General features: G+C 49.6%; 22 protein-coding genes. 9 read left to right on the top strand and 13 right to left on the bottom strand.

Annotated elements, in window-relative coordinates; genetic code table 11:
* Nucleotides 1-14: 14 nt before the first annotated feature.
* Nucleotides 15-575, bottom strand: coding sequence for a hypothetical protein (locus BOO20_RS08710; RefSeq protein WP_006366285.1), 561 nt, complete (start codon nucleotides 573-575; stop codon nucleotides 15-17).
* Nucleotides 576-789: 214 nt separating this feature from the next.
* Nucleotides 790-2,163, bottom strand: coding sequence for a pyridoxal-phosphate dependent enzyme (locus tag BOO20_RS08705; protein ID WP_076792159.1), 1,374 nt, complete (start codon nucleotides 2,161-2,163; stop codon nucleotides 790-792).
* 244 nt (nucleotides 2,164-2,407) lie between these two features.
* Here BOO20_RS08705 and alr point away from each other — a divergent pair, with 244 nt between their 5' ends.
* Genes alr through BOO20_RS08690 form a run of 3 tightly spaced genes read left to right on the top strand, consistent with a single transcriptional unit; the run spans nucleotide 2,408 to nucleotide 4,974 of the window.
* Nucleotides 2,408-3,559 (top strand): alanine racemase, encoded by a 1,152-nt coding sequence (alr, locus tag BOO20_RS08700; RefSeq protein ID WP_083694613.1) that lies wholly within the window; start codon nucleotides 2,408-2,410, stop codon nucleotides 3,557-3,559.
* A gap of 30 nt (nucleotides 3,560-3,589) precedes the next feature.
* Nucleotides 3,590-4,105 (top strand): helix-hairpin-helix domain-containing protein, encoded by a 516-nt coding sequence (locus BOO20_RS08695; RefSeq protein ID WP_076792110.1) that lies wholly within the window; start codon nucleotides 3,590-3,592, stop codon nucleotides 4,103-4,105.
* Nucleotides 4,105-4,974, top strand: coding sequence for a hypothetical protein (locus BOO20_RS08690; RefSeq protein WP_076792108.1), 870 nt, complete (start codon nucleotides 4,105-4,107; stop codon nucleotides 4,972-4,974). The genes BOO20_RS08695 and BOO20_RS08690 overlap by 1 nt, the downstream gene beginning before the upstream one ends.
* A gap of 150 nt (nucleotides 4,975-5,124) precedes the next feature.
* On the opposite strand, the gene BOO20_RS08685 is transcribed toward BOO20_RS08690, so the two are convergent.
* The 4 genes from BOO20_RS08685 to BOO20_RS08670 are packed head-to-tail and all read right to left on the bottom strand — an operon-like array spanning nucleotide 5,125 to nucleotide 9,291.
* A complete protein-coding gene (locus tag BOO20_RS08685) occupies nucleotides 5,125-6,147 on the bottom strand; it encodes an aspartate-semialdehyde dehydrogenase (RefSeq protein ID WP_076792106.1) in 1,023 nt (340 codons plus the stop codon).
* A gap of 21 nt (nucleotides 6,148-6,168) precedes the next feature.
* Nucleotides 6,169-7,212: a tRNA dihydrouridine synthase DusB gene (gene dusB / locus BOO20_RS08680; RefSeq protein ID WP_076792104.1), complete on the bottom strand. Its 1,044-nt coding sequence runs from the start codon at nucleotides 7,210-7,212 to the stop codon at nucleotides 6,169-6,171.
* Nucleotides 7,209-8,264, bottom strand: coding sequence for a recombinase RecA (gene recA / locus BOO20_RS08675; RefSeq protein WP_076792103.1), 1,056 nt, complete (start codon nucleotides 8,262-8,264; stop codon nucleotides 7,209-7,211). The genes dusB and recA overlap by 4 nt, the downstream gene beginning before the upstream one ends.
* Before the next feature lie 37 nt (nucleotides 8,265-8,301).
* A complete protein-coding gene (locus BOO20_RS08670; RefSeq protein WP_076792156.1) occupies nucleotides 8,302-9,291 on the bottom strand; it encodes an NAD-dependent epimerase/dehydratase family protein in 990 nt (329 codons plus the stop codon).
* Between the two features lie 252 nt (nucleotides 9,292-9,543).
* Between BOO20_RS08670 and BOO20_RS08665 the strand changes: the two genes are divergently transcribed.
* Nucleotides 9,544-10,794: a pitrilysin family protein gene (locus BOO20_RS08665; protein WP_233120933.1), complete on the top strand. Its 1,251-nt coding sequence runs from the start codon at nucleotides 9,544-9,546 to the stop codon at nucleotides 10,792-10,794.
* A 96-nt stretch (nucleotides 10,795-10,890) separates the two neighbouring features.
* Nucleotides 10,891-12,174: a trigger factor gene (gene tig / locus BOO20_RS08660; RefSeq protein ID WP_076792100.1), complete on the top strand. Its 1,284-nt coding sequence runs from the start codon at nucleotides 10,891-10,893 to the stop codon at nucleotides 12,172-12,174.
* 108 nt (nucleotides 12,175-12,282) lie between these two features.
* Here tig and BOO20_RS08655 read toward each other — a convergent pair whose 3' ends face one another.
* Both BOO20_RS08655 and nadC read right to left on the bottom strand, forming a co-directional pair.
* Nucleotides 12,283-12,645 carry a holo-[acyl-carrier-protein] synthase gene (locus BOO20_RS08655; protein ID WP_076792098.1) on the bottom strand — a complete coding sequence of 121 codons (363 nt, stop codon included), beginning with the start codon at nucleotides 12,643-12,645 and terminating at the stop codon, nucleotides 12,283-12,285.
* A gap of 12 nt (nucleotides 12,646-12,657) precedes the next feature.
* A complete protein-coding gene (gene nadC / locus BOO20_RS08650; protein ID WP_076792097.1) occupies nucleotides 12,658-13,533 on the bottom strand; it encodes a carboxylating nicotinate-nucleotide diphosphorylase in 876 nt (291 codons plus the stop codon).
* 254 nt (nucleotides 13,534-13,787) lie between these two features.
* Between nadC and folB the strand changes: the two genes are divergently transcribed.
* Both folB and folK read left to right on the top strand, forming a co-directional pair.
* Nucleotides 13,788-14,165, top strand: a complete 378-nt coding sequence (gene folB, locus BOO20_RS08645) for a dihydroneopterin aldolase (RefSeq protein WP_076792095.1) — start codon at nucleotides 13,788-13,790, stop codon at nucleotides 14,163-14,165.
* Between the two features lie 4 nt (nucleotides 14,166-14,169).
* The gene (gene folK / locus BOO20_RS08640; protein WP_076792094.1) at nucleotides 14,170-14,676 is read left to right on the top strand and encodes a 2-amino-4-hydroxy-6-hydroxymethyldihydropteridine diphosphokinase; all 507 of its coding nucleotides are present in this window, start codon (nucleotides 14,170-14,172) and stop codon (nucleotides 14,674-14,676) included.
* A 76-nt stretch (nucleotides 14,677-14,752) separates the two neighbouring features.
* On the opposite strand, the gene BOO20_RS08635 is transcribed toward folK, so the two are convergent.
* The 5 genes from BOO20_RS08635 to BOO20_RS08615 form a co-directional block, all read right to left on the bottom strand.
* On the bottom strand, nucleotides 14,753-15,907 hold the full coding sequence (locus BOO20_RS08635; RefSeq protein ID WP_076792092.1) for an ArsA family ATPase: 1,155 nt from the start codon (nucleotides 15,905-15,907) through the stop codon (nucleotides 14,753-14,755).
* Nucleotides 15,908-15,975: 68 nt separating this feature from the next.
* On the bottom strand, nucleotides 15,976-17,526 hold the full coding sequence (locus tag BOO20_RS08630; RefSeq protein WP_076792091.1) for a hypothetical protein: 1,551 nt from the start codon (nucleotides 17,524-17,526) through the stop codon (nucleotides 15,976-15,978).
* Nucleotides 17,527-17,802: 276 nt separating this feature from the next.
* Nucleotides 17,803-18,045: a bacteriochlorophyll c-binding family protein gene (locus BOO20_RS08625; RefSeq protein ID WP_006366302.1), complete on the bottom strand. Its 243-nt coding sequence runs from the start codon at nucleotides 18,043-18,045 to the stop codon at nucleotides 17,803-17,805.
* A gap of 143 nt (nucleotides 18,046-18,188) precedes the next feature.
* Nucleotides 18,189-18,608 (bottom strand): chlorosome protein C, encoded by a 420-nt coding sequence (locus tag BOO20_RS08620; RefSeq protein WP_076792089.1) that lies wholly within the window; start codon nucleotides 18,606-18,608, stop codon nucleotides 18,189-18,191.
* A gap of 123 nt (nucleotides 18,609-18,731) precedes the next feature.
* Nucleotides 18,732-19,964 carry a TRC40/GET3/ArsA family transport-energizing ATPase gene (locus BOO20_RS08615; RefSeq protein WP_076792154.1) on the bottom strand — a complete coding sequence of 411 codons (1,233 nt, stop codon included), beginning with the start codon at nucleotides 19,962-19,964 and terminating at the stop codon, nucleotides 18,732-18,734.
* A gap of 423 nt (nucleotides 19,965-20,387) precedes the next feature.
* On the opposite strand from BOO20_RS08615, the gene BOO20_RS08610 reads away from it, so the two are divergent.
* Both BOO20_RS08610 and BOO20_RS08605 read left to right on the top strand, forming a co-directional pair.
* Entirely contained in the window at nucleotides 20,388-21,182 is a 795-nt protein-coding gene (locus BOO20_RS08610; protein WP_076792088.1) for a dihydroorotate dehydrogenase electron transfer subunit, read from the top strand.
* Nucleotides 21,183-21,256: 74 nt separating this feature from the next.
* Nucleotides 21,257-21,766, top strand: a complete 510-nt coding sequence (locus BOO20_RS08605) for a single-stranded DNA-binding protein (RefSeq protein WP_076792086.1) — start codon at nucleotides 21,257-21,259, stop codon at nucleotides 21,764-21,766.
* Nucleotides 21,767-21,791: the final 25 nt, after the last annotated feature.

The following is a 21,791-nucleotide window of genomic DNA, read 5'->3' as shown; positions in this document are numbered from 1 at the left end:
CCCCTTTTAAAAGATCAACGTCTTAGTTTTAGTTTAATAATATCCGTAATGCTCTCGGCGCTCTTCTCCTTTGCAGGAGTAACGCGCACATTTTCGAGAAGCTGTTTTCTGCCACTCTTACAAAACTCGACAATAATAACATAAGCACCGCTTCCGGTCGACTGCTTCTCCCTGACAACGCCAACCTCACCAAGCGCCTGATGATAGAGTGCATCACCCTTGGCATAAATACCGTGCGGTGAATATACCTGGCACTCTTCCGGATTCAGTTCATCAGGACTGATATCCCGGTCAATCTGTATCTGCCACTCCTTGAGCAGATGGACCTGATTGCAGGCTGCACAGCGAATCCAGTACTGATTTTCAGCAGCCGGAGAGAGTGCTGCCGCACCATTCTTGCTCTCCTTCCCTTTTTTAACCGGTGCAGTCGATAAAAACTCTTCGTCCTTCGGCTTGTTGCTCGGCATCCACTCACCCACAAACACCTTGTCGGTAGTCTGGCCACATCCTTCACAGAAGCAAGCCTTGATCTTACCTTCCAAAATGAACTGCCTTTTTCTGGACTCTACCTTCATAGTATATTGCTGGTTTTTCACCCGCTCATCAGCCGTCGGGATCTTCACTCTGTTATCCAATTGAATGTAACGGTCCTCTGAGGTGGATTCCCGATATTTTTTCCTGCTGCAAGCGCAATATAGTCTACTGCACTTAAAAAAAAAGAGGAATGTTTCAAGAGTGCTTAGTTAAGAAAATCCACCAAAAAAAACAACCGGATAATTTCAAGGCTCCTCACTTGTGGGTCAATGCATCAATAAGATCAGATTTCGTAAGCAGTTGAAGCCTTCCATCGGAGAGACTGATCAATACCCCTGAGGCGCTTTGCTGCAATTTTTCGGATAGTTCGGAGATTGCAGCATCCGGCGGGCAGACCGGAAACGGCTGTTCCATGAACCCGACCACCTTGGAATTCATCGCCTCATCGTTTTCAATCAGTATGGAAAGAATCTTGTTTTCACTGATACTACCGATCGGCGCGTTGTAGGAGACAATCGGCAACTGCGACACATCATTCTGTTTCATCATCTCGAACACTTCGGCCAGGGTATTTTCGGGATAGGCGAAAATAAGATCCCTGCGGGCTTTGAGCTGCAAAATATCCTCGGCGGTAATCTGATCAAGTGCTGATTTCTGTTTGCGGTAAAATCCCCTTTTACGCATCCACTCATCGCGGTACATCTTGCTGAGATAGTAACCACCAAAATCATTCATCATGACAACAATGCAGTCACTCTCCGTGTAGCCCGCACCGCTCTGCAGTGCAGCCGACATAACCGCGCCCGATGCTCCCCCGGCAAAAACGGCCTCCATCCGCAGGAGTTCCCTGCCGCAGTTGAACGCAGCATAATCGCTTACCTGTAAGATATCATCGATTACCGTCGGGTCCCAATAGGCTGACGGGTGCCGGGAACCGATCTCCTCAAGCTCCGAAAACTGAGGTGCTCCAGGGTTTCCGTTCCTGAAAAGAGCGGCATAGATTGAGCCCTGCGGCTCCACACCGATCACGTTAATTGCCGGGTTCTTCGCTTTCAGGTAACGGCCAAGGCCGAAAACCATCGCACCGGAAATCATGGGCACAAAAACATGAGTTACCTTTCCCTCCGTTTGGCGGAAAATCTCACTGCCGGTAGCTTCAAAGTGAACCTTGAGACTGACAGGGTTCTCATACATCCCCGCAAAAAATGCATTGGGCATATTGTTAACCAGACTCTCGGCCACATTCTTGCAGCTGCGGGGAGCACCCGGAAGGGCATCTGAAGGAGTAATAACCAGTTCAGCACCGATAGCTTTGAGCATATCGCGCTTTTCCCTTGATATTTTATCAGGCGCGGCAAGCAGCAGCTTGTAACCGCGACTGACACCGGCCATGGCAAGGGCAATGCCGCTGTTGCCGTATGTCCAGTCTACAAGGGTCATTCCCGGATGAATCAGGTCGCGCTTTTCAGCATCACTTACAATCGCTGAAGCCACCCTGTAGTAGTGGGAACAGGCCGGGTTCATATATTCGAGTTTAGCCATAACTTTCGGTCTGATATGGCGCGCCATTTGCTTGATCAGAATAAGCGGTGTCTCTGCTGCAAGCCCGAATATATCGTTGTTCGGCATCATGATGGCTGAAATGGTTTAACGTGGCAAGTTCGGCTGATCACCTGTTCAAGGGAAAATATACATTAATTGTACAATTCACGATACCGGCTGAATATGATTGATCGACGGTTTGATAATCAGGTGTAAAATATGTTCTTTAACAGAAGGATACCCGTTTATTTGTTGCGCAATTTCCCGATTCGTCAGGATTTATGCGGTGCGTTAAGGCTGCGACCTTATAACTTCAAATTCTTCTCCCGATATGACTGAAAAAGAGCCGGACTCCGGTGCAGGAATCACTCCGCCGGAAAACATGACGGAGGCCCTTGTTTGTATCGACCACCTGTTGTGGAATACCCGCCTGATCCGCAAACAGGTCGGCGAAACTCCCCGTATCATGGGTATCGTCAAGGCAAATGCTTACGGTCATAACGTCCATAAAGTTTCGACAGCTCTTGAAACAATTGGCATAAGGGATTTCGGTGTAGCTAACATCCATGAAGCCATTGAACTGAAAACCGGAGGTGCGCTGAAAAATCCGGCCTCCATTCTCGCTTTTTCATCACCGCTCACCTCTCATATCGAGTATTTCCTGCAACACGATATCGACATGACGCTCTGTGACAGCGAAACCCTGCAAGCTGCGGAGGAGATCGCGGCGGCACACAACAAAACCCTCTCCGTTCAGCTCAAGGTCGATACGGGGATGGGACGGCTCGGCGTTCACCCCTCAACGGCCATGGAGTTGCTCCGTCGTATTGAGCAGGCAGAGCACCTGCAGCTCAAGGGAATCTATACGCACTTTGCCGACAGCTCTTCACCCGGAGGGTTTACCGCACAGCAACTTGCGGAGTTCAAACGGCTCACCTCTGAATACGAACATGCTGTATCGCATACTGTCTGCAAACACGCAGCCAACAGCGGCGCTATCCTTACCGCTCCCGCTTCCTGGCTCGACATGGTACGCCCGGGAATTCTGCTTTACGGCTACCACCCGGCGAAGCACACCCCCCTGCGACTTGAAGTGAAACCGGTCATGCAGATTGAGGCAAAAGTCATTTTCATTAAAACCGTAGAGGCAGGAACCACTATCAGCTACAACCGGCGATGGAGTGCTCCGACTCCCCGCTCTATCGCCACCATAGCTGCAGGGTATGCTGACGGTTATGCAAGAGTACTCTCCGGCAAGGCAACGGTAATGATCAACGGCAAACCCTACCCCCAGGTAGGGACGGTCACCATGGATCAGATTATGGTTGATCTCGGCACTGAACATGATGTCAAAAAAGGAGACAGGGCAACCCTGTTCGGGTGGGATGGCCCTTCGGCTGAAGAGCTTTCAGAGATTGCCGGCACCATAAGCTATGAAACGCTCTGTTCGGTTTCGACGAGGGTAAAGCGTATTTTCATATAAAGAGGGGTCAATAATAGTCAAACGCCTGTCATGAAGCATCTGGAAAATCTTGCTCGAAAGCTCAGCCTGACGAAAGCAGAGATTTCGCTGATCTCGATGCTTCTCGGCTTTCTGGTGCTTGGTGGGATCCTGAAAAATTTCCGGTCAATGGAGGAGACCGATCAGCTTGTCAAAAAAGCTGAATCGGCCAGACTGCGTGAAGCCGAAGTTGACAGCCTTCTCCGGTTTGCAGCAATCGATCAGACAACTGTCAGGGAGGATGTACTTCAGGAGGTTACGGATGCAGAGCGTGAAGAGTCTTCTGAAAAGCCTGCCTCACACCGCTCTGCAGGGAAAAAAACCTTCAGCGGTACGATCGCCTTCAATAAAGCCGGCAAAGCAGAGTTGCAGAAAATCTCCGGAATAGGGCCGGTCATGGCCGGACGCCTGATTGCCTTCAGAGCTTCAAAAGGGGGGAAAGTAACGCAATTTCAGGATTTTCTCGACGTCAAGGGGATAGGCAAAAAGAAACTGGAAGTTCTGAAAAAACATTTTACCCTCGAATAATGAGCAAGAGTCAGATAGCATGTACTATTGATCCGGAAGAGTGCTCCATAGTAAGAGTGAAAACCTCCGGCAGTGACGGATACTGCCTCAGCGGGTGTAAAACCTTTTCGTTTGGCAGTAACACGCTTGCTTCATCGAAAAGCGAGCGGCTCTGGATAAAGCTCTCGGAAGAGACGGCCAGGTGGCCGGGGGAAAATCTTGCGCTCTCTGTTGAGCCTCAAGCCTATCTCCCTCTTCCTGCCAGCTTTCCTCTTGAAGCAACCCCTGAAGCTGCAAGAGCATATTGCCGGATTGAGGCGGCGTACTTTTTAACCCGCCCCGAAGAGTATCTCTGTGACATTACGGGTTATGCTGACGGGAGCGTTACCAACACAACGCTTGCAAAACAGTTGCTGCTCTTTTACCCTGCAGAACCCTGCCGCAAGGTAACCGGGTATTTTGCACCAACTCACCCGATCAACTTCAGCGGTTCGACACAGCCCGCACTTCTCTACCTCTCAAAGCTTACCGGCAAAACGCAGGTGATCCTTGAGCTTGAAGAGAACCATATACTCTTTGCCATCGCGAAGAGTGGACAAATGGAAAGATTTTCGTACCGGAGGGTGAAAAACCGTGAGGAATCAAGATACTTCTCGATGAAGGAGCTGCTCGATAACCCGGTCTGCCGGGAAATCGAGGTTCAGGTTACAGGGAAACTGGCCGACAGGGCCATGACCAAGCAGATCCGCAAAGAGAGCGCAGTTAGTATGAAGCCGCTCGGCATTCCATCGTCGATCTCCATCAGTAATCCCGATAAATGCCGCTTCTCTTCCGCTTCTGCCGTAAAAGCCATCAGCACGGCGCTGATGGCTCTGGATGGCAAGAGATAACCTACACAAGACACAACTATAAATCGTCGTGAGCGGTTTGAGGGCAAGGCGGACGGAGCGCAGAAGCCGGAGTGTACAAGCGAGTACATGAGGATTTCGAGCACCGCCCAACGAAGCCATCAAATTGCGGAACAGATTTATAGCAGTGTTCTACCCTTTTTTGGCGATAACCACTTCAGCAATCTGCACTGCATTGGTGGCCGCGCCCTTGCGGAGGTTATCGGCCACAATCCACATATTGAGGGTCCGGGGGTGCCAGTAGTCGCGGCGGAGCCGGCCGACAAAGACCTCGTCACGCTCGTATGAGGTGAGCGGCATCGGGTAGAGGCTCGCCGAAGGATCGTCCTGTAAAATAATACCGGGTGCAGTACGAAGAAGCTCACGCACCTCATCGATCTCAAAGTCACGATCAAGCTCGATATTGAGCGACTCACCATGACCGCCATAAACCGGAATGCGGACGGTAGTCGGAGAGACGCTGATGGTGTCGTCACCCATGATCTTGCGGGTCTCGTTAACCATCTTCATCTCCTCCTTGGTATAGCCGTTATCGGTAAAAACATCGATCTGCGGCACGGCATTGAAAGCTATCTGGTGAAAATGGGTAAACTTCTCCTGCTTCTCTCCGGCCAGCTCGCTCTCAAGGGCGTCGCGCCCTGCCTTTCCTTTTCCGGTAACCGACTGATAGGTTGATACCACAACCCGTTTCAGGCCGAACCGGTCATGAAGCGGCTTGAGCACAACCACCATCTGGATGGTTGAACAGTTGGGGTTGGCTATAATGAGTTCAGGAGTACCATCCGCTTTGAAAATGGCTTCGGGGTTAACCTCGGGCACAATGAGAGGAACCTCGGGGTCCATACGAAACGCCGAAGAGTTGTCAATGACTATAGCGCCCTCTTCGGCAGCTACTTTAGCCCACTCCTTGCTGGCAGTTGCTCCGGCAGAGAAAAGTGCAATATCAACACCCCGGAACACCTCTCTTGAAGGCAGCTGTGTAATGAACTCCTTGCCCTGAAACTTGACAACCTGACCGGCACTCCGCGATGAGGCAAGGGGAATAATCTCTGTGGCAGGAAAATTCCGCTCTTCGAGAACCTGAATCATGGTACGGCCGACAAGGCCGGTTGCACCCAGTACTGCCACCCGGCAGCGGGAATCCGAACTACTCATATCTTGTTTTATATCGTTGGTTTAATAATTCAATATCAATTTTTTTGAATGATCGTTGAGGTACTCCGCATGGTCACGAATCTTTCCCTCCCGTGCATAACCTTCACACTCCTCGCTGTAGGAGCAGAGCATATCAATAACCAGCTCCCAGTTATCTTCACGAACCAGTTTGTTGCGCACCTGTGAAACCATTGGTAACCCTTTCAGGTATGTTGAATAGTGACGGCGCATCTCAAGCACCCCGTACTTTTCACCCTTGAACTCCACGGATAGTTTCAGGTGCTCCACCGCAGCATTTATTCTCTGACGAAAGTCAGGCGGAGGTAATGGTATTCCGGTTTTCAGAAGGTGCTTTGCTGCAGCGAAGATAAAAGGATTTCCGATTGAACCGCGGCCGATCATCACCCCGTCGGCACCGGTTTCATCAAACATACGGACAGCATCCTCAGCCGACCAGATATCTCCGTTAGCTATGATCGGTATGCAGGCATGCTCTTTGACTTCACGAATCCAGTTCCAGTCCGCTCTGCCTTTGTACATCTCACTCCGTGTGCGTCCATGAACGGCGAGTGCCTGAATGCCGGCACCTTCAAGACGGTGCAGCACATCAATGACGTTGATTGACTCCCGGTCCCACCCGATCCTTGTTTTGGCTGTTACCGGAATGCTTACCGCCTTCACCACCGCCTCGGCAATGAGGGTCATCTTTTCCGGCTCCCTGAGCAGGGCCGCACCGGCTCCCTTGCCGGCAACTTTTTTGGTCGGACATCCGAAATTGATGTCGAGATAGTCCGGCCTGAACTCTTCAGCAATAACAGCCGCCTCAATCATCGACTCGACGGTACTGCCGAAAATCTGCACGGCAAGCGGCCTCTCAATTTCGTCAGCCCTGAGCTTGCGAACAGTCTTCTCCGCACCCCTGCGCAAAGCCTCTGCACTGATAAACTCCGTATAGACAATGTCCGCCCCATGCTGCTTGCAGAGCTGTCTGAATGCCCTGTCGGTAACATCTTCCATGGGAGCAAGAATAACAGGACGGTCAATAGCTATCGATCCAATCTTCATCCCTGCTCTTTAACGATCTCTGCAGGTACCTTCATCAACTCCTTGACCTGTGCATGAACCTTTTTGAAGAGCGCCGGATCCTCACGAAGCGCTTTCTTGACGGTTTCACGTCCCTGGCCGAGCTTGTCCGGACCGTAACTGAACCATGATCCGGATTTTTTAACCACACCGAACTCAACAGCCAGATCGATCAGTTCACCGATGACCGAGATACCCTCTCCGTAAAGAATATCGAACTCTGCCGTCCTGAAGGGAGGAGCGACCTTGTTTTTAACCACCTTGACCTTGGTACGGTTGCCGATAATCTCATCGCCATCCTTGAGCTGGGCAATGCGGCGGATATCGAGACGAATGGAGGAATAGAATTTCAGCGCCTTGCCGCCGGTTGTTGTCTCAGGGCTGCCGTACATGACACCGATTTTATCCCGAAGCTGGTTGATGAAGATACAGACACAGCTTGATTTTGAAATGGCACCGGTCAGCTTGCGCAGGGCCTGGCTCATAAGCCGGGCCTGAAGACCTACAACACTGTCACCCATCTCCCCTTCAAGTTCAGCCTGGGGAACAAGGGCAGCAACGGAATCAACGACGACAACATCAACCGCACCGCTTCTGACGAGTGTCTCCACAATGGAGAGGGCCTGTTCACCGGACTCCGGCTGACTGATGAGCATGGAGTTGATATCGACACCGAGCCTGCGGGCATAGCTCGGATCAAACGCATGTTCAGCATCAACAAGAGCAGCAATTCCTCCATCTTTCTGGGCCTCGGCAATCACATGAAGGGCAAGGGTGGTTTTTCCTGAAGATTCAGGACCATATATTTCTGTAACCCTGCCGCGGGGAAGGCCTCCGACACCGAGAGCAAAATCAAGGGTCATCGATCCGGTTGAAATGGAGAGTACCTGCATAACCGCCGAACTGTCACCGAGACGCATGATAGCACCCTTCCCGAACTGTTTTTCAAGAGCATCAACAGCAAGATTGAGTTGTTTGAGTTTTGCCGGATCGACAACCGGCGGCACACTCTGTTCTATTTTTTGGGTATCCATGGTACAAGTGTTAGAAAATTTGAGAAGAGCGGCTCCTTCAGGTTACAATAGTCATAAGCGTTTCCGAAAGTTCCCGGTAACGCAGGGTCAACTCCTGCACTGAGCGGCTGTTGCTGTATGAGAGCGGTCGTGATGAAATACGTATGCTTTCCAGACTGATAAATGAGGGCGAATTGGTAACAATCGACCAGATCTCCCCTCCGAGACCGGCCAGAAACCCGAAGGTGTCGGGGACCATGAAAACCGGGCCCATACTGCTACCGGCAAGGCTGCCGATGCGATCGAAAAGCTCCCGGAAGAGCAGGTTATGACCGACAACCAGATATCGCTCACCTGTCCGTCCTTTCTGCCATGCAGCAATATGCGCGTCAGCCACATCGCGAACGTCAACAAAACCGGTACCTCCTGAAGGACAGAGCGGCAACCGGCCCTGGTATATCAGACGAAGCACTTCGTTGGAGGAGCTGAGAGAAGCCGAATTGTTCTGATCAACACCAATAACAACTCCGGGATTAACCAACACGACATCAAGCCCTTCGGCCACACCGCGAAGTCCCTCAAGCTCCGCCAGATGCTTTGCCTCCATGTATCCATTCCTGCGCTGCCACTCCTGAAACGTTGTCAACTCGCTGGCAGGCGAACCGTCCTCTGTGGAACCGACAGCAGCGATGGAGCTGGTCAGTACAAGCCTTCGAACATTGTTCAAAATGCAGGCATTAACTACGTTTCTGGTTCCTACGACATTGTTTTCATAAAGCGCGTTACGGAAATTACCGGTGTAGGAGATCAGTCCGGCGCAGTGAAAAACCGTGTCAGCACCCCTTAACGCTTCATTGAGCGCGAGAGGATCAAGAATATCCGCCCGGACAACGTCAACCGGAAGTGATTCAAGAAAGGAGCAGTCCGAGCTTTGGCGGGCTATTACCCTGATGCTGAGCTGCCCGGAGAACCGGGAGAGAAGCGCAAGAAGAATCTGGGAGCCGATATAGCCGGTACCCCCGGTTATGACAATTGATGAGTTGGGCATGAAATGCTGAATATTTCCCTCTTTCTGCTCCCTTACCCACCCCCGGTGAAACTCAGGGAACAACCCTCTTTACTGATAGCGGGGCAAAATGTCCGATCTGCTCGATTTTCACTGCCTGAGAAATGCGCCCAGACCGGCAGGGTAAGTTTGACAGCAAAGCTTCACTGTTTATAAAAATAAGAATTAAAACTACATTGCATTCAATTCCGCTCATAAGCATCAGAAAAAATTTCGGTAATGACAAATGAAAACATGCTGTATCAGACAGCACCGGTTCAGCAGGAGCTTCTGACGAACGGATTACAGGTTGTTACTGATTCAGTTTCACACGTTGAAAGCATTACACTCGGCATACAGATCAATGCCGGCTCGCGCGATGACCCGGAGAGTGCTCCCGGTCTGGCCCACTTCATTGAACATGCACTCTTCAAGGGAACAAAAAAGCGAAGCTATCTTGATATCGCACGAAATATTGAAAAGCATGGCGGTTATCTTGATGCTTATACAACAAAGGAACAGACCTGCATCTACCTGCGCTGCCTTTGCGAACACCTTGAGCCCTCCTTTGAACTGCTTGCCGATCTGGTCTGTGACCCGACCTTCCCTCCCGAAGAGATAGAGAAGGAAAAAGAGGTGGTCATTGAGGAGATAAGCAGCGTCAACGATACACCGGAAGAGCTGATTTTCGAGGAGTTTGATCTGCGCTCCTTTCCCCTGCATCCACTCGGCAGACCAATTCTCGGCAGCGAAAAAAGCGTCAGTGAATTTTCGGATAGTGACCTGAAGCAGTTCATGCGCCAGCACTATGTCCCCCGAAATATGATGCTCACCGCAACCGGCAACGTTCCGCATGACGATATCGTGAGACTCTCCGAACGCTTTCTCGGCAAGCTTGGAGAGGAAAATGGCGAGCAATACCATCGCCAGCCTTTCCTCGCAGAGCACTATACACCGTTTGAGCTGACTCTGAAAAAACAACTCTTTCAGGCACAGATAGTGCTCGGAACCGCTGTTGCGCGACACGACCCGATCTTTTACAGCCTTATGGTGCTCAACTCCATGCTTGGTAATGGCATGAGCTCCCTGCTCAACCTGGAGCTTCGTGAAAAACGGGGGCTGGCCTATAATGTCTATTCATCCCTGACTTTTTTTGATGATCTTACCGCTCTGAACATCTATGCCGGAACTGAGAGCAACAAAACAAAACTCACCATTGAGCTCATCAGGGAGCTGCTCCAAAGCGATGCGCTGAAGCATCCTGACCCGGAAGAGGTCGATGCGGCAAAAACAAAGCTGCTTGGCGCTCATATCATGGGGCAGGAAAAGATGACACGAAGAATGTCGCAAACATCTTCAGACATCGCCTATTTTGGCCGATGTATTGGTCCGGAAGAAAAAACCGCATCGATCAAGGCGGTAACCGCTGACGATATAGCAAATGCCGCCTCGGCAATACTGCTTGCACCGCCCCTGTCGACACTGGTCTATAAACCGAAACGGTAAGCAGGCGTCTACCGGAGGTTCTCTTTTATTAAAGAGGAATAATTCGTATCTTCTGAACTTTACATTTTGCACAATTCCAATTAACCACAGAGAGCCTTGCAAAAGAATATCAAGAACGTCAGCGAAACCGAACAGGAAGTGGAAATAATCCTTTCCGCAGAAGAGTTCGGTGCCGATTATAACCAGGAACTGGAAGAAGCTAAAAGAACCATCCAGATCAAGGGATTCAGAAAAGGACATGCTCCTGCAAGCCTGATCAAAAAACTCGCAGGTCCGTCGATTGAGGCAAACATAGCTGAAAAACTGGCTTCGAAACATTTCGGTGAGATTGTTGAAGCCGAAAACATCAAGCCGGCAAGCCGCGCCCAGCTGATTGATTTCACCTTTACGCCTGATCTCCTGACTATCCGGCTCTCCTATGATATCCATCCCGAATTTGAGCTCAAGGATTACAGCGCCTACCCCTTCACCCGGAAAAGCTACTCGATTACCGATGAGGATGTACAGCGTGAAATAAATCTCATTCTCAAGGGTCACGGCACCATGATCACCGTGGATGAACCCGCAGCAGCGACTGACACCGTAATCGGTGATGTCATCCATATCAACGCAGCAGGCGAACCCGACGAAGAGCAGAAAACCGACAACCATCACTTCAACCTTGAGTATCTTCCCGAGGATAACCCCTTCCGCAAAGAGCTGACAGGGAAAAAGGCAGGTGATGTCGTTGAGGTTACTGCCGATCAGAAGGATGCCGATATAGAGCCAACCAGGTTCCGGGTTACCATCAGTGAAATCAAGCGCCTTGAACTTCCTGAACTGACCGATGAACTGGTCAAAGAGATCACCGGCGGACGGTTTGAGTCAGTTACCGACTTTACCGGCGATGTCCGCATTCAGCTCACGCAGCACTTTGAAGCAAAATCCGAAGAGGAGCTGCTTGAATCAATCTCGGCCAAACTGATTGAAGAGAACCCGGTACCGACTCCGAAAACCATGGTAGAGTCATTCTCGAATATGCTGGTTGAAAATGCCAAACGGCAGATGGGTGGAAACTTCCCGAAATCCTTTGATGATGCCCAGTTCCGTCTGGCCATGAAGCCGAATGCGGAGAAACATGCCCAATGGCTTCTTATCAGCCAGAAAATCGCCGAACTTGACAAGCTTACCGTGACGGACGATGACATAAAGGCCTATGCAGAAAAAGAGGCAGGCAAAAATGCATCGATGAATGCTGAAGATCTTCTGAGCACCTACCTCTCGGCAGAGTTCAGGGATTACATCACCGACACCATTCTCAAAGAGAAAATCTATGAGATCATCAAGTCGAAAATAACGATCACCGAGGAAGCAACACCAATTCCGGTTCACCACGCCTGATCAGCACCAATTACCATAAAAAAGGCAGGAGTTCCGGGAGGGACTCCTGCCTTTTTCTGTTTCTGCTCTCCGTTCACGGTTTTCTTCACCTCTGGCGCAGAATAACCCTTATGCGCGCTCAAGCAGCGCCGTAGCTACCGCAGCATGGCGGTCATGCGAAATAGATATTTTCACACAACACCCTTCGGGAAAACAATCGAAATCAACGAGCCGCACAAAAGGACGGCCACGACGGTCATTGAGAATTTCAAAGCTCTTCCAGTGCACTTTTCCGGATAATCCCGTTCCAAGAGCTTTAACAACCGCCTCCTTGGCGGCAAATCTTCCGGCAAGACTTGCAATGACCTGCGGTTTATGGAGGCAAAGATTGATCTCCTCTTCGGAAAGAAACTTTTGGAGAAACTTCATGCCATACCGGTTGTATACCTTTTCGATCCGATCCAGTTCGACAATGTCCACTCCAATCTCCATCTTCCCGCTCCTTCAGGTCAGCTTTATGGTCATTGAAAGATCAAGAGCCTTGACGCTGTGCGTCAGCTCTCCGACAGAGATGAAATCAACACCGGTTTCAGCAACTTCAAGTACATTGCGCATACCGATGTTACCCGATGCTTCAAGCTGAACCGTGCTGCATGCGCTCCTGACATAATCAACCGCCTCTTTCATAAGATCCGCAGTAAAGTTATCAAGCAGGATAATATCCGGCATACAGACCAGCGCCCGGCTCAACTCATCCATGCTGCGTACTTCGGTTTCAATCTTTACATCAAGGTTCTGTTTTTCACGGTATTTCTGGGCCCGGCGAATTGCCTGGGCAATCCCGCCTGAAGCATCAATATGATTATCCTTGATAAGAATCATGTCAAACAGGCCGAAACGGTGGTTAACTCCGCCACCGATCCTTACCGCCTCCTTGTCAAAATAGCGCAAACCCGGCACCGTTTTTCGTGTGTCGAGAATCCTGGCTGCCGTATGGCTGATCCGGTCAACATAGGCTCTCGTTCTGGTCGCAATACCCGACATGCGCTGCATAAAATTAAGCGCGGTACGTTCACCGACCATCAATGGAGCAACCTTCCCATTGATTTCAAATATCAGATCACCACGGTGAACCTCTTCACCATCATTTCGATGCAGCACAACCGACAGTTCCGGATCACAGGCGTTAAAAACCTGCCTGGCAACGTCAACACCACCTATAATACCATCCTCTTTAGCTTTTATCTGCGCACTGCCCACCTGGCCGGGCTCAATTGTGGCAAGCGTTGTAATATCACCGGTATAGCGATCTTCCTCAAGGGCCAGCATAATGGCCCTTGAGCGGCATCCCTCATAAAAATCGTTCCGCGCCTTCATCATAATTGCCGCACCTGATACATTATTAAATAATTGTTCTCTCCCCGGCTGACTCTCCGGGCGATTTAAAGGTAACACTTTTTTACCAGAGAGCCCACGACCCTCTCACCTGCAATCCGGTCATCTCCGTCCGGTGTTTTCCCGCCCTTTACACTCCGGAGAGGAAGAGCGGAGAATTTACTTTTTCAGGTTTTGATTTACGGGTTTTGTCATTAACATTATTAGCTTGCATGACATTGATCATCTGAACCTTATTTATGACACAGCACTCCCTCTCATGCGTCCGGCTGGTAAACATGGTCTTCTATGCACACCACGGAGTCCTCAGGGAAGAGCATACGGTCGGTGCGAAATATGAAGTCGATGCGGAACTCTTTTTTGACTATACCGATGCAGCCAAACACGACGATATCACCAAAACCATCGATTACGGTGCGGTCTACCGCAAAATCAGGGCAGCGCTGACCCTCAGAAAATTCTTTCTCATCGAGGCAGTCGCCTATGAGATTGCTCACGAGCTCCTGCTCGACTTTCCGGTTATTGAACGTCTCTCCATCAGGGTACGCAAGAGGAACCCGCCTGTTGACGGTATCTGCGACTATGCCGAGGCTGATTACACGACATCCCGTCACTGATACTATGACGCCGCACAAGGTATTTATCGGAATCGGATCCAATATCGGAGATCGCCTGCACCATCTTCAGGAAGCGGTTGACCGGTTGAGCCTTCTTGAGAAAACAGCCGTGGTGCGAGTCTCGCATGTATATATGACTGAACCGGTAGGAGAGGCCGGCCAGAACCGGTTTTACAACGGGGTTGTTCTTCTTGACACTGCCCTTGCACCTGAAGAGCTTCGCCGGCAGTGCAAAATTATCGAGCAGGATCTCGGCCGGCCTGAAACCTATCCACGCTGGAGCCCGAGGGTTATCGACCTTGATATTCTGCTCTATGATGATCTGGTGATCAGCACACCTGCACTAACCATTCCTCACCCTGAATTGCATTGCAGGAAGTTCGTACTTCTGCCAATGCTCGATATCGCCAATCCCCTCTATCCGGCAACCGGTGAGAGCGTCCTGCAGCTTCTCGACCGATGCAGTGACCGGTCGGTGCTGATAAGGGTAAGAGAGTCCATCAGAGTGTAAAAAAAAGGACGGACCGCCGAGAAGCCGTCCGTCCTTTTTTAACGCTTTTTTTCAGAGAACAGAGCTGAAACTGCTCTCAGTTGGCAAAGGTGATATTGAGGTTGCCTCCTGCAAAATCAGCGCCTTCGGTCTTGCGCCCGACCAGAACATTCGGAAGAATAATGCTCTTGCGGAAGTTGTTGATATCAACCAGCAGCTCATCACCCTTGATATTGACATTGAGCTTCGTTACCTCCACGTTCGGCAGATAGAGACTCAGCACATATTTACCATTGACTTTCTCAAGAACCTGGGTTCTCTCATTGGAGTAGAGAATATCCGCCGGATTTTTATCACCGAACATCTCCTGACTCAGCACATGAAGGCGGTCGGTATTGATAATTTCGGCCGTAGACTGTTTCACCTTGAAAATCGGCACCGGAAAGAAGCAGTTATCGATCACACCGAGATATTTGGTCTGGATGTCAATCAGGCTCTGAAGGTATGAGTCTGTTGAGCTTGACGGAAGAATCTTGTTGACTACAGCAGCATCAAGCTTGTAACCGAAAAGATTGAGGTATGTCTGTACACGCAAAGCCTCCTTGATAACCATATTTTCAGGATTCAGAACAACCCGGAAAGTGGTTATGGACTTATCCTGAAGCATGGCATGAAGCTCTTTCATATGCTCGTTTACCTCAGGCATGAGTTTGAAGATATTTTTCTTCGGCATGAACTTGCTCAGAAGCGGTGCGGCAAAACCGATGGCCTTCGAGTGCCAGCCGCCGATCTTGTCGGAATACCAGCCATAGGATTCCGGCATGCCAAGCAGTCTCATGGTCTCACCTGTCGGCGCAGCATCAACAACAACAACATCATAATCTCCTGACTTGGCAGCCTTCCAGATATAACGAAGACTGATCATCTCCTCCATTCCCGGCATGATAGCAAGCTCTTCAGCGACCACCTCATTGGCACCGTCATGCATTAAAATAGAAGAGAAATAAGAGTAGAGTTCATTCCAGTTCTCCCTGATTTCGGCAAGAACATTAACCTCCATGGCAAAGAGGTTCTTTTCAACTTCCAATGGTGTAGAGGAGAGCTCAACACTGAAAGCATCGGCAAGGCTGTGAGCAACATCGGTGCTCATAATCAAAACCCGTTGTCCTCTTCGGGCAATTGCAGTTGCAGTTGAGGCTGAAACGGTGGTTTTCCCTACCCCTCCTTTACCCAAGTAAAGAATAATTCTCATGTTGGTAATAAAACTATTGAGTGGAGTTGATCTTGATTGCATGCTTGTTATCGATGTTCAGACCCTTATTACCCGTCATCCTCATCAGGGAGGTGAATGGCAGCAAAAGCTGCGGCTATCTCATCAGGATCCGGCATATCTTTCGCGACTGGTTGTTCCGGAGATTTCCCCTCTTTTTTCCCCTCTTCGGGAACAATACTGATTTTTTTTTTTTCCGTACCGGCACCATTCTCTCCTGAAAGCTTTGGAGCAACACGATCAGGCGCGGCGTTTTCCTGAACAGAGTCATCGATATGCAACATGTGCCTGACAATAGCCGGCTGGTTTTCGTCAAGAGTTTGAATGGATATGCTTTTGCGTTTCGGCATAGCATCATCATCATCAAGATCGGCAAAAGAGCGGGCGCTCTTCATGCCGGATGCTGATGAAACGGTGGTTACTTTTCCCGATGACGCTTCCCGACCGAAACAGTCATCATTCCGGGTAGCACCATCTTCACTGCTGATCTTGATCTTCTTTCTTTGACCGGTCGCCTCATCATCATCAAAAGGATCGCGACGATCTGGGCGTGAAGAGTCTCTGGAAGATCCTGAACTGGAACTGCTTTTTTGAGCGTTTTTCTTCGGTGAACCGCCAAAACTGGAAGAGAGCTTCATAAGCTTGCTTACCGAACCGATCATGCCGTCATTGCGGACAGCCGTCTTGACGATATTCATGATGAAACGCTCGGCCTGGGGATTATCAGATATACTGGTCAGCAGTTCGGTGATAGCTGAAAGCATTCCCGGCACATGCTGCAGGTCACTGCGCAGCTGATCACGAAGCTTGAAGGGTGCATCTCCAACCAGATCCTTCAGCGATTCAACAACTCTTTTCAGTGAAGCCGGATCGGTGGGAAGAATGTTTTCAAGCCCCTTGAGTGCATCCGCCGGAGAAAATCCACCCTGCCCATGTTCCTGGCCATGCGATGCTCCTGAAGGGGGCATTCCGGGCTGCTGAGCGCGCTCGGAAGGCGGATAACCCATATTTGCCTTGTACTGTTCGAGCAGATCCTGACCATAGCCAATATGACTCTCCTGCTGGGCCGGATCCGGTGCTGCTAATCGCAGCGTAATAATCTGGGGAATACAAACACTGCGAGCTGCTCTGAGGACTTCATCAGCAACTTCGTCCGGCAAGTTTTTACGGAAATTAAGGCCGAGATGCTCTTCTATGATCGACTCAATCACCGTATGCAGTTTTGAGATCTGTTCGGCTTCACGCAGTTCAACCATGTCAAAAATCACATAGACAGGATCTTTGTCCTCCCTGCGGATTTTCAGATTGAGCGTTGCAAAATCATGATCTTTATTGCGGCTGTTGACTGAAACCGTACCAAGATCAAATCTGTCGAGGAAGTCTTTTGCAGAACCCCGTGCCCAAAGATAAACCGCCTTGTCGGTATAGATCAGGTAGTCCTGAAATGCAATATTGCCGACACGTTCCTGATGTGATTCATAAAAGACCCCGTCAAAAAATGCAATGGGATTCTCCCCTGCATTCATAAGGCCTTTCTGAAAAAATTCGGTTATATCACTCTGCTCGGTCTGCCCTGAAACATACAAAGATATATTAGCCATTAACCCCTCTACCCGTTCACTTAACTCTTAATGGGACGTTGAAGCGAAATCTATTAAAATTTTAGAATAAACAGAAATTACTGATCCACAGAGCCTGTAAGCCCTCATGATCAGTAATGGAACTCAAAAGAGATTTACGGACGGAAAGCCGCGCGGAAAAAGCTCATGGAACGAGCTGACGTTGCTTTCAGCTTCTGCTATGGCTTGACACAAATAAAAAAAGGCAGTGAAACATTAAACTTTTCACTGCCTTGAAGAAAGAGGATCTCTATCTGCTTACTTCGCAAACTTTGAAGCGACTTCTTTTGAAGGAACAGCATAACCGGTAACCTCAGGTGATCCGCCACGAAGGCTTGTGCCTCCGCCCATGCTGCCATATGCATTGCGGTTGATTCTCATGGTGCCTTTGCCCAGTGAATCAAACAGCATACCAACAGTTTCCCAATGGCCTTCAACCATTACTTCAAAAATGCGGCCGGCTGCAGCCAGGATATCAGTAAAAACGCCACCACCACTCATAATTCCTCCTTGGAATTAAATTATTGGAAAGTTATCAGATATTTAAAACAGTATTCTGTAATCAATTTACAGTAATAAACGAAAAAACACAAAAAAAATTACAGGGACCAAACAGCAATCATCTGAACAGCAATCAAACGATTCTATTTTTTTACCGGTACTTTCTGAAATGAGCCGGTAAAATTCTTGACCGCAGTCGAGGCTGAAACCCCTACATCACCAACTGCAGTTGCTGCATTGCTCGTAGCATTCTCCACCGTTTCAACGGCGTTGGCGTAAAGCTCATTGGCTGTTCTTGAGGCATCCTTGACGGTAATGGCTACACGATCAATAGTCTCCCCGACAACACCACCGGTATTGCCAAGCAGATTACCAATTCCCGAAGCATCAATAACAGCACCGACGGTACCGGTTACGGTATCAAAAAGGCTTCCGGCAAGATTCAATCCCCCCACCACTGCGCTCTGTCCGGTCAAGAGAACACTTTCGGCAAGAAAGGTGAGGCGATCAGTAAATTCAAGTTCCTTGAAATCCTTACGCAGTTTCTGGTACGATTCCGACATATTTCCCTCCTTGGAAATGAGGCCCCAAAGCTGAGCCCCTGTTATGATATATAGCTAACAAGATTATATGAAAACAAGTTAAACATAAAAATCATCCGAAGCAAGCACTCTCGCACTACCCAGTCAAGTTCGCTGACTGAGATGACTTTTAGACTCATTTTGCAGACGGCTCTGCTCATTCCGGTCAAGATCAAAAGGAATATGGAGCCATTTATCCTTGAAAACGGCATTACCCGGCTCAAGTCCGGTAAGACTGATTGGAAGCGTGATGATTTTCCGCTGATTACCGATCTGGACATAGAGCTCATCACCGGTAACCCAGACATCAATATCTACAGGATTGGCAAACATCAGCTTCAGCTGAACCTCATACACATCCTTGATTCTGACAAACTTGATCGGTGGTTCATCATACATCATGTCTGAAGGATCACTATCACCATACATATCCCTGGCAAAGCGGTCAAGCGCCTCAAGACCGACAATTTCCCGTTCATACATCCTGAGTTTTTTAACCGGTAGCGGAGCAAAACCCTCCTCAATCTCGCCAAGATACTTCTGCTGAATCGTTTTCCATTTTTCAAGATAGCCGCTATCCTCCTCGGTGTCAAGCAACCTGTTGACAAGTACCATATCGACCTTGAATCCGTAAAGATTCAGATAGGTCAGAGCCCGCATGGTCTCCTTGATGGACATCTTCTCCGCATTCATGACCAGACGCACCGTGGATTTCACATTATCGGTCAGAATGTCGCGAATATCCTCAAGTTCATCAAAAACCTGGTCAACCGACTCTATGGCATCTTCAGGAGGCACAAAGTGCGCAATCTTGTCGGACATTTTTGAAAGCGGCTTGCTGAGCGGGCGGATTATATATTTATTGACATTTTTGATAGCTTTCATTCCCCAAGCAAGGGTATCGGGAAGAGAGAGAAGCCGGAGAGTCTCTCCGGTCGGGGCCGTATCGAGCACCAGTACATCATATAGGCCGGAGGCTTTATAGCGCTTTATTCTCAAAAGGGAAAAAAGCTCTTCCATACCGGGAAGAATGGTCATTTCATCGGTCATGACCCCTGAAACACCCTGGGCCATAAACACCTTTGCATAGTACTTCTGAACGGACTGCCAGTTCTGCTTGAGATCCACATAAGGGTTGACCTCGATGGCATGCAGGTTCTCCCGGATCTTTGTCGGTTCAGGGCCAAGAGGAAGGTTGAAGGAGTCCGACAGACTGTGCGCCGGATCAGTCGAAAGAATCAGGGTTCGATAACCCATGTCTGACAAACGGACCGCCGTAGCAGCAGATACACTGGTTTTTCCTACCCCGCCTTTACCTGTAAATGTTAAAATACGCATGAACCGAAGTTTGGAATATTTAAAGAATACGGGCAGAGAGTTCAAGATATAACTCTGAGCTTATTCTGCAAAAGATCAAACATACACAGTTCAATCGATGTTTAAAAAATATTATTCCGGCTGTTTTATACCTGTTTTATCGAGTCCGGCCGGCACAGAGTACTTATGGTGCATTATGCGTAAATCTACTCCTTCTCGGTGAGCTGTTGCGGTTTCAAGCTCCGGGGGAAAGCACTATCGGGTGACGGGTCCCGATACGATCGGGAACCAAACAAAGGAATTGTATCGGAGGAGGAAATTCATTGCACCACCGTAATGAAAAAGAGACGGTGTTGGCAAACAGCTTGCAAATGACAGGACAACTCTCTTTATTGATCTCTCAACCTCTATCCTCCTTTCACCCTCTTTGAAATGAGTCCCGTTATGATCGAAACGAACGCCATTGCAGATATCCGGGCAACAATCACAGAAAACCGGCGAATCAGCAGCGATATCAGCATCATTACGCTGGAGTGCCCGGAAATTGCCGCCGCGGCAAAACCGGGAAACTTTGTCAATATCAAGGTCAGTGACAGCACACAGCCACTGCTCAGAAGACCCTTCTCCATCCACAATGTGAGGGGCGGCTCAATTGATATCATGGTCAAATCAATCGGAAGCGGCACCGCCATCTTCAGCAACTGCGTTGCGGGAACTTCCATGATGGTACTCGGACCGCTCGGAAACAGCTTCAATACCTCCGGTCAGAACTTTGATACCGCTATCCTGCTTTCGGGAGGAGTAGGCACGGCACCGATGCTCTTTCTGGAAAGAGCACTTGCCCTTCACCAAAAAACGGTAATCAATCTGGTGGGAGGTCGAACAAAAGAGGATCTGATAGCCCCCGGACTTACCAACCTGATGTTCGCGACAAATGACGGTTCAGCCGGCTTCCGCGGGAATGTGGTTGAGCTGCTTGAGAGTGTACTGCCCACTCTTGAAACAAAAGGAGGACTCAAAGTGTTTGCCTGCGGTCCCAATCCGATGCTGAAGGCACTTGCCGGATGCTGCCGGCAGCATCACATCCCCTGCGAACTCTCCCTTGAATCGGTTATGGGCTGCGGCATCGGTATCTGCTACGGCTGCAGTGTTGAAATCAATACTCCTGACGGAAGCACACGCACTCTCCTGCTCTGTAAAGAAGGTCCCGTCATCGATGCTGAACTTTTTGTACTATAGAACACAGAGATATATCTTCAAAAAACATGGGAAAGGCATTCCCGAAAGCTTTTTTCAATGAACCCTGAAACACCATGGCAAGAGGACTCAATAAAGTAATGCTCATAGGCCGCCTTGGCAAAGATCCGGTTAGCCGTCAGGCCGGCAGCAACACCGTATGCAACTTCACCATAGCCACAAGCGAAACATTCAAGGATGCCCAGGGCTCGAAACAGGAACGGACCGAGTGGCATAACATTGCCGTATGGGGACGACTTGGCGAGATATGCCAGCAATACCTGACGAAAGGACGCGAAGTCTATATCGAGGGGAAACTGCAGACCCGAAGCTGGGATGACCCGAAAAGCGGCGAAAAGAAATATGCTACCGACATTATATGCACTGATATGCAGATGCTCGGCGGACAGAGGGATCAGGGTGCCGGTATGGGAGGATACCATGAAGGCGGTGCATCGAATTACGAGCGTCAGCCAGACAAAACTCAGCAACGCGATTATTCGCAGAGTGACTCTGACTATCCTGCCCCGTCTGCTCCTCCATCTGCACCCCTGCTTGAGAGCGACAAGGATGACCTTCCGTTTTAAAGAGAACGTGCTGAGTACCGGGTTC

Origin of the sequence: Chlorobium sp. KB01 (assembly GCF_001975465.1) — a bacterium.
In the GTDB taxonomy this organism is placed as follows: Bacteria; Bacteroidota; Chlorobiia; order Chlorobiales; family Chlorobiaceae; genus Chlorobium.
Note: the sequence above shows the minus strand (reverse complement) of the source record. Positions and strands in the feature narration are given on the sequence as shown.